Origin of the sequence: Pseudomonas sp. RG1, from assembly GCF_025910115.1 — a bacterium.
GTDB lineage: Bacteria > Pseudomonadota > Gammaproteobacteria > Pseudomonadales > Pseudomonadaceae > Aquipseudomonas > Aquipseudomonas atacamensis.
On sequence record NZ_JAPCIK010000034.1, the window covers coordinates 47079 to 54350 of the forward strand.

The window sequence follows — 7272 nt, forward strand, 5'->3', positions numbered from 1 at the left end:
GCTCCTTTTGTCTGAGGGGGATGAACAGACTTTATCGAGACGGCACTTGCCGCTACAGTGGCGCGCAAGACACCGACCGGGAGATTTCCGCCAAATGCCCACTCAGCCCAATCTGGTTGCCATTCTGGCCTACGACGGCCTCTGCACATTCGAGTTCGGCATTGCCGTGGAGATCTTCGGCCTGGCCCGGCCAGAGTTCGATTTCCCTTGGTACGAACACGCGATAGCGGCAGTCGATCAAGGCCCGATGCGCGCCATGGGCGGGATTCAGGTGCTGGCCGATGGTGGCCTGGAACTGCTCGCCGCAGCGCGCACCATCGTCATTCCGGGCTGGCGCGACCGCAACGCCCCGGTACCGCCTGCGCTGATCGACTCGTTGCGTCAGGCCCACGACCGAGGCGCGCGATTGCTGTCGATCTGCTCGGGCGTGTTCGTGCTCGCCGCCAGCGGCCTGCTCGACGGCCACCGCGCCACCACGCACTGGCGCTACACCGGTGAACTGGCGCAACGCTTCCCGGCAATCGAGGTCGATCCGGACGTGCTCTACGTCGACGCCGGTCAACTGATCACCTCCGCCGGCAGCGCGGCCGGCATCGACGCCTGCCTGCATCTGGTGACACGTGACTTCGGCACGCAGGTCGCCAACGCCGTCGCGCGGCGACTGGTCATGTCGCCACAACGCACCGGCGGCCAGGCCCAATTCATCCCCACCCCGGTCAGCCCGACACCCCGCAGCGACCTGTCGCGCATCATGCAATGGGCCCGCGAACGCCTGCACGAACCACTGGAAGTCCGCGATCTGGCCAGTGAAGCGGCGATGAGCGAGCGCACCTTTCTACGGCGTTTCACCGAAGCCAGCGGGCAAACGCCCAAGGCGTGGCTGCAACATGAACGCCTGGCGCGAGCGCGGGAGCTGCTCGAGAGCACCCATCAACACACCGAGCAGATCGCCCAGCGCTGCGGCTATCGCTCGGTGGAGAGTTTTCGTGTGGCGTTCCGCAGCGTGGTGGGCGTACCGCCGTCGGTTTATCGGGAGCGGTTTGGGCGGTAGGGTAAGGCGATGATGGCTTGATGCAGCGCTGGTCGACATGCAGTTTACTGGCAAACGCCGTCAACTCTGTGGGAGCGAGCCTGCTCGCGAAGGGGCGGCAGGCACACGTCTCGTCAATCCGTTAACAGCCAAAAAGGACACAGCTGCGCCAATGAAACTCACCTACCAAAACCCGTCAATAGATCATGATGAATCCGTACGATTACTGGCCAGCGGCGCTCAGGAGAATGTCATTTGCGCACTGATTTCCATTGGCTTGAATGAACCCGATGGCAGTTGGGCAGAGGAAATCTGCGCCAAGTATCTCTCCAGCGAAACCGAAGCGATCGCTGCCTCTGCCATCACCGCCCTGGGCCATATCGCTCGTCGACATGGAAGACTGAATACCGAAACCGTTTTGCCGGCGCTCGAAAACGTAAGGCGTCGGATGCCCTCGTTGCAGGGCGTCATTGAGGACACAATTGACGATATAGAGATGTTCACCTGAGCATCCGAAGTTGCAAGCGTCTGGATGAGGGTTGCTTCATCCAGACGCACGTCAGACCTCAATCCTCCCGCGTCAAAACCTCCAGCAACTCAATCTCAAACACCAGATTCGAATTCGGCGGGATCTTGCCCATGGTCCGCTCGCCGTACCCCAGATGCGCCGGTACCAGCAATTTGCGTTTGCCGCCGACCTGCATGCCCATCAGCCCCTGATCCCAGCCTTTGATCACGCGCCCAGTGCCGATTACGCACTGAAACGGTTTGCCCCGGCTCCAGGACGAATCGAATTCAGTGCCGTCTTCCAGCCAGCCGGTGTATTGGGTGGTGATCAGCGCGCCTTTCACCGCGGCTTTGCCGTTGCCCGCTTGCAGGTCGATGATTTGCAGTTCGTCTGTCATGTCGTTGGCTCTTGAGGTGTTCGCAGGCGGCGTTTTTCGCAGAATCCGGCGTCGATGGCAATCCATGGAACCGAAAACACGCCTTGCCGCTCACATGTGTATCGACATCGTATGACGACAAGGATGCTTAGATGACCGACTCTCGATTGCTGCGCAGTTTCATCCCGCCCTACATTCTCAACCGCATCATTGCCCACGGTTCCGAGCCGCAGCGCAACGCCGCGATGCAGACGCTCAATCATGTGCGCAGCCTGCTGCCCAACCCCGGCCGTCCTTCGCAGCCGCCGGCGCGGGCGATTCTGCCGGAGGCGAGCAAGCCTGGCCTGGCACGGCGCAGCGTGCATGATGCGCAGAACAAAATGCTCTTACCGGGCATGCCGGTGCGTCTCGAGGGCCAGCCGGCATCGGGGGATCCGGCAGTCGACGAGGCTTACGATGCGCTGGGCGCCAGCTATGATTTCTTCTGGAAGGTGCTCGGTCGCGACTCGATCGATAATCAGGGATTCGCGCTGATCGGCAGCGTGCATTACGGGCAAGCCTACGAAAACGCATTCTGGAATGGCGCGCAGATGGTTTTCGGTGACGGCGATGGCGAAATCTTCCAGCGCTTCACCCGTTCGCTCGACGTCATCGGCCATGAACTGGCCCACGGCGTCACCGAAAGCGAAGCCGGGCTGATTTATGCCAACCAGTCCGGCGCGCTGAACGAGTCGCTCTCGGATGTATTCGGCGTGTTGACCAAGCAATACACCCTTGGCCAAACCGCCGAGCAGGCAGACTGGTTGATCGGCGCCGACCTGCTGATGCCACAGATCCAAGGCAAGGGCCTGCGCTCGATGTCGCACCCCGGCACGGCATACGACGACCCGATGCTGGGCAAGGATCCGCAACCGGATCACATGCGCAAGTTCGTCATCACCAGCGAAGACAATGGCGGCGTACACATCAACTCCGGCATTCCCAACCGCGCGTTTTACCTGGCAGCCCGAGCGTTTGGCGGCTTCGCCTGGGAAAAAGCCGGACGCGTCTGGTACGACACGCTGTGTGATGACCGTTTGAAACAGGACGCAACGTTTGACGCGTTCGCAAAACTGACGATCAACCACGCCGGCGAGCGCTTCGGCGCCGAAGCAGCCGACGCAGTGCAGCAAGCCTGGGCACAGGTCGGTATCGAATAATCCGAGGAGACCGTATGAAAACGCTACCCGAGCTGGATAAAGATTCCGTTTTGCGCGTATCTCGCCAGGGTGGCGTTGCAGCGATTCACAGCCTGAGCCGCCCACGGGAAATCGAATTTGCCCAGTGCGACATCAGTCAGCGTTCAAGGATCTGCTCGGTGCTTGAGGGTTGCCTGCCACTGGACAGCAGCGAATCGGGCCGTGGGGATCAGCGCTTCTACCAGATTGAAGTGCGCTATCAGTCCGGGGAAATGGTGTTGAAGGTGCCGGAGGACCGGGCGCCTGGGGAACTGGTGCATTTGTGGGACAAGGGGGAGCTGCTCTGATTCACGCTGGCGGCTCTTCTGCGTCGACAACTGACGATGTGCGCGGGCCAAAACCCGCGGTCTGGCCGAATACGACACCGTTGAATGTGTGCGTACAGCACTCGCAGCTCGGCGTCATGTCATGCGCCTTCAGTCTCGGATTGACCATTTGCAGGAGATTTTGCTCGTCGACGTACAGCCCGTTGAAATAACTGGACTCACCCAGTCGCACGACTTCTTCGCGATCCTTCTCATGGATGGCCACCATCCAGAACACCGGCGCTGATTGATCCAGTCGCGCCACAGCTTCGCTGAAAATGGCATCCCAAGAACCGCCCACCCGAGACAGCAGGAAGCGAAACAACGGCGTGTAATCTCGCCCGTATTGTTTGCCTGCGTGCATCGAACTTCGCATGCCTTCGTCACGGCTTGCAGCTTTGCTGTTGCGCTGATCGCGATAATGCGCAACTGATTCGTGGCGACGAACACCCCACGTACGAGTGTTCACTTTGCGGTAGAGCGGTTTCTTGTCCAATCCCTTGTTCCTCATCCAGACGTCCGCTGTTTTACCGGAACGGCGCTCGAATGCAATCAGCCATCCGTGGCCAATTGTAAAACCGGGCTTATCGCTCGACCGGTTGCATCTCGACAATCGTGCCGTTGGTGATCATCACCATCACGTACTTGTCATTGATCTGCACCCACTGCGCCTGCTCGATCGGCGCTTTCAGACCTTTGGCTTTCCAGTTCTTCAGCGCCTTGTCTTCGCGCTGGTACATTTCCGGCGCGCGGTCGTTGACCTTCAGCTGGCGGTCGCTGGTCGGCGATTGCACGGCGGGTTCGCTGGAGGTTTGCGCCGCTTGAACAATGGGTGTGATTCCGGCAATGCCCGCAACAAGGGCCAGGCTGGCGATTAGGGTTTTGCTGTTCATCGGTGAACCTCTTTCGGATGAGTAGTACCTGAACTCCGACTGCGCGGCGCAGGAAACATTCCTTGTTTTTTCACTGCGGCCGGCGGACAAATCGTCGCCGAATCTCCGCCCTCTGCCGGGAGCTGGCACGCTGCCACATTCACGCTGGATTTGCGCTAATATGCCGCGCCCCTTTCTACCGTGTGAATAAGGACATCACCGTGAACAGCACACTCATCATCCTTTTGGTCGTTGCCGGCCTCCTCGCCCTCTACGCCATCCAGCTTTTCAACAGCCTCGTTGCCCGCCGCAATCAAATCAAGAATGCGTTTGCGCAACTCGAAGTACAGCTCAAGCGTCGCTACGACCTGATCCCCAATCTGGTGGCAACCGCCAAAGGCTACATGGCCCATGAGCGCGAGACGCTGGAAGCGGTGATTGCCGCGCGCAACAACGCGGTCGCAGGCCTGCAGGCCGCTCAGGCGCAGCCGGGCAATGCGCAGAACATCGTCCAGCTCGGCCAGGCGGACAGCGTGCTGAGCAATGAGATGGGCCGGTTGAACGTGACGGTCGAAGCCTATCCGGATCTAAAGGCTTCGCAGAACATGCAGCAATTGAGCGAAGAGCTGAGCAGTACCGAGAACAAAGTCAGTTTTGCGCGGCAGGCTTACAACGATGCAGTGATGAGCTACAACACTCTCAAGCAGAGTTTCCCGGCTGCGCTGTTCGCCCCGCTGTTCGGCCATGCTGCCGACGCCTCGGTGCTGACGTTCGCCGACAGCGCCGCGATTCAGCAAGCACCACAGGTTTCGTTCTGACCCCAGCCAACGGATGGCACCATGAATTTTTTCCAACAACAGCGCCAGGCCAAGCGCCGAACCCTGCTGCTTATCGTTCTGATGGCATTGGCCGTTCTGAGCTTGATTGCCGTTTCCTGCGTGCTGATGACCATTCCAGTGGAAGACGGCGACGGCAATGTTCTCTTCGATCTGGAGATGAGCTGGGAGCTGATCGGATATGTGTCAGCGGTGGTGATCAGCGTCGTGCTGCTGGGCAGTACGGCGAAACATTCCGAGTTGTCCGCCGGCGGCAAAGTCATTGCCCGTGGCCTCAACGGCCGGCTGATCAACCATAACGCGCAGACCCTGGAAGAGCAGCGCCTGCTCAACGTGGTGGAAGAAATGGCCATCGCCTCTGGCACGGCCGTCCCTCCCGTCTATCTGTTGCCGGAGCTGGGCATCAACGCCTTTGCCGCTGGCATGACGCCGCAAAACGCGGTAATCGGCGTGACTCAGGGCGCGATCAATCTGCTCACGCGCGAAGAACTGCAAGGGGTCATCGCCCATGAGTTCAGCCATATCTACAACGGTGACATGCGCCTCAACACCCGGTTGATCGCTATCGTCCACGGCATCCTCGTCCTGGGTCTGACTGGAAGCTACATCCTGCGTGGCACCGAAGCGGTGGGCAAAGAAGCTGCGCGCCGCAACAAGTTTGTCGCGTTCACCGCGCTGGTCGGTTTTGTCCTGTGTGTTGCGGGATTTGCAGGGTCGTATTTCGGCAATCTGATCAAGGCAGCGATCGGGCGGCAACGCGAATTCCTCGCTGACGCGACAGCTGTGCAATACACGCGCAACCCGCAAAGCATTGCCGGTGCACTGAAGAAGATCGGAGGCTATGAACTGGGCGCAACACTCAATGCCGCGCGTGCTGCCGAGTTCAGCCATCTGTATTTCGGTTCGGGCACGTCTTCGTTCGACCTGATGGCCTCGCATCCGGATTTGAGCGAGCGGATCCGCCGGGTCGATGCGCACTGGGATGGCAGCTTCGTGAAAATCGCCGCACCTGCCGTGGAGCCGCAGGCCAAACCCGACCTGCCGATTTCGGATGCCTTTGGCGGTGTCCCGGCTGCCGCCATGGCAGTGCTTTACGATTTGAGTGCAGCACAGGCGTCCGTTGCGGCAATCGGCGCTCCGCAGGCAGAACACTTGATTGAGGCGCGCCGTGTTCTCGGCGATATTCCGCAGGTTCTCAGAGAGGCCGCGCGCAGCATCGACGGCGCCCAAGCGATCGTCTACGGGTTGTTGTTGTCCCGCTCGGCGCCTGTGCTGGGCCTGCAGCTCGACACACTGAGAGGGACCGTCGACGATGCAGTGTTCGAGCAACTGGAGCTACTGCAAAATCCGTTGTTATCGCTGCAGCCCGGGTTGCGTTTGCCGTTGCTCGATCTGGCAACGCCGAGCCTGCAACTGCTCGGCAAAAGTTTCGCCAGGGTCGATGCCAACCTGATTGCGCTGATTGAAGCTGACAACGAAACCGAACTGCTTGAGTGGACGCTGCTGCGCGTCGTCGAGCGCAACGTGCTGGGCGCGACACCGGTGCAGTTCAAGTTTGGCCTGTTCCAGTGCGCCGAAGAATTGTTGGCGCTGCTGAGTGCGCTGGCCCGCGCCGGACAGAACGATCAAGCGGCGGCCGCAGACGCACTGCAGTCCGCGTGGCAGGGGCTTGCCTTCGAACAGCCGCAAGAGATACGCAAGGATCTCGAAGAACTGATCGGCCTGGAAACCGCGCTCAATCGTCTGCGCCATCTCATGCCGGAAGAACGTCCCGCCCTGCTCGATGCGATGACTCGCTGCGTGATGCACGACGGCGTGATCACCGTCGCCGAAGCGGAGTTGTTCCGGGCTGTCGCCGACCTGCTGGATTGCCCGCTTCCGCCGTTTTTGAGTATCCCGGTGCAGGTTGGCAACCGCGCAACTGAGGTTGCTCGCGAGCAGGGCGCCGTGGCGGCTACGGCTTAGACCGACTGATAATCCGACAGCACTGGCGCCTGACACACAGCTATCGCGAGCAGGCTCGCTCCCACAAAGGCCTTGGCGGACGCTGATTCTCTGATCACCACCGATCCCCTGTGGGGGGGGGGGGGGGGGCGCCCCGCCCCCC

General features: G+C 60.5%; 9 protein-coding genes. 6 read left to right on the top strand and 3 right to left on the bottom strand.

Going from position 1 to position 7272, the window contains the following annotated elements; all coding sequences use genetic code 11:
• Nucleotides 1–94 precede the first annotated feature (94 nt).
• Complete coding sequence (ftrA, locus tag OK411_RS17735) at nucleotides 95–1051, top strand: transcriptional regulator FtrA (RefSeq protein WP_264365459.1); 957 nt, start codon at nucleotides 95–97, stop codon at nucleotides 1049–1051.
• Nucleotides 1052–1202: 151 nt separating this feature from the next.
• Nucleotides 1203–1538 (top strand): hypothetical protein, encoded by a 336-nt coding sequence (locus tag OK411_RS17740; RefSeq protein WP_136493704.1) that lies wholly within the window; start codon nucleotides 1203–1205, stop codon nucleotides 1536–1538.
• A 58-nt stretch (nucleotides 1539–1596) separates the two neighbouring features.
• Here OK411_RS17740 and OK411_RS17745 read toward each other — a convergent pair whose 3' ends face one another.
• Entirely contained in the window at nucleotides 1597–1935 is a 339-nt protein-coding gene (locus OK411_RS17745; RefSeq protein ID WP_024013363.1) for an FKBP-type peptidyl-prolyl cis-trans isomerase, read from the bottom strand.
• A gap of 131 nt (nucleotides 1936–2066) precedes the next feature.
• Between OK411_RS17745 and OK411_RS17750 the strand changes: the two genes are divergently transcribed.
• Both OK411_RS17750 and OK411_RS17755 read left to right on the top strand, forming a co-directional pair.
• On the top strand, nucleotides 2067–3113 hold the full coding sequence (locus tag OK411_RS17750; RefSeq protein ID WP_264365460.1) for a M4 family metallopeptidase: 1047 nt from the start codon (nucleotides 2067–2069) through the stop codon (nucleotides 3111–3113).
• Nucleotides 3114–3127: 14 nt separating this feature from the next.
• A complete protein-coding gene (locus OK411_RS17755) occupies nucleotides 3128–3439 on the top strand; it encodes a protealysin inhibitor emfourin (RefSeq protein ID WP_122508038.1) in 312 nt (103 codons plus the stop codon).
• A gap of 1 nt (nucleotide 3440) precedes the next feature.
• Here the strand turns inward: OK411_RS17755 and OK411_RS17760 are convergent, their stop codons facing one another.
• Both OK411_RS17760 and OK411_RS17765 read right to left on the bottom strand, forming a co-directional pair.
• Nucleotides 3441–3953: a hypothetical protein gene (locus OK411_RS17760; RefSeq protein WP_110645528.1), complete on the bottom strand. Its 513-nt coding sequence runs from the start codon at nucleotides 3951–3953 to the stop codon at nucleotides 3441–3443.
• A gap of 88 nt (nucleotides 3954–4041) precedes the next feature.
• A complete protein-coding gene (locus tag OK411_RS17765; RefSeq protein ID WP_042609276.1) occupies nucleotides 4042–4350 on the bottom strand; it encodes an RcnB family protein in 309 nt (102 codons plus the stop codon).
• 200 nt (nucleotides 4351–4550) lie between these two features.
• Here OK411_RS17765 and OK411_RS17770 point away from each other — a divergent pair, with 200 nt between their 5' ends.
• Nucleotides 4551–5147, top strand: a complete 597-nt coding sequence (locus OK411_RS17770) for a LemA family protein (protein WP_413694517.1) — start codon at nucleotides 4551–4553, stop codon at nucleotides 5145–5147.
• A 21-nt stretch (nucleotides 5148–5168) separates the two neighbouring features.
• On the top strand, nucleotides 5169–7130 hold the full coding sequence (locus OK411_RS17775) for a M48 family metallopeptidase (protein WP_264365461.1): 1962 nt from the start codon (nucleotides 5169–5171) through the stop codon (nucleotides 7128–7130).
• Nucleotides 7131–7272 lie beyond the last annotated feature (142 nt).

Coding starts and splice junctions, on each gene's coding strand:
- OK411_RS17740 (WP_136493704.1), top strand. CDS start 1,203: ATGAAACTCACCTACCAAAACCCGTCAATAGATCATGATGAATCCGTA.
- OK411_RS17765 (WP_042609276.1), bottom strand. CDS start 4,350: ATGAACAGCAAAACCCTAATCGCCAGCCTGGCCCTTGTTGCGGGCATT.
- OK411_RS17750 (WP_264365460.1), top strand. CDS start 2,067: ATGACCGACTCTCGATTGCTGCGCAGTTTCATCCCGCCCTACATTCTC.
- OK411_RS17745 (WP_024013363.1), bottom strand. CDS start 1,935: ATGACAGACGAACTGCAAATCATCGACCTGCAAGCGGGCAACGGCAAA.
- OK411_RS17755 (WP_122508038.1), top strand. CDS start 3,128: ATGAAAACGCTACCCGAGCTGGATAAAGATTCCGTTTTGCGCGTATCT.
- ftrA (WP_264365459.1), top strand. CDS start 95: ATGCCCACTCAGCCCAATCTGGTTGCCATTCTGGCCTACGACGGCCTC.
- OK411_RS17775 (WP_264365461.1), top strand. CDS start 5,169: ATGAATTTTTTCCAACAACAGCGCCAGGCCAAGCGCCGAACCCTGCTG.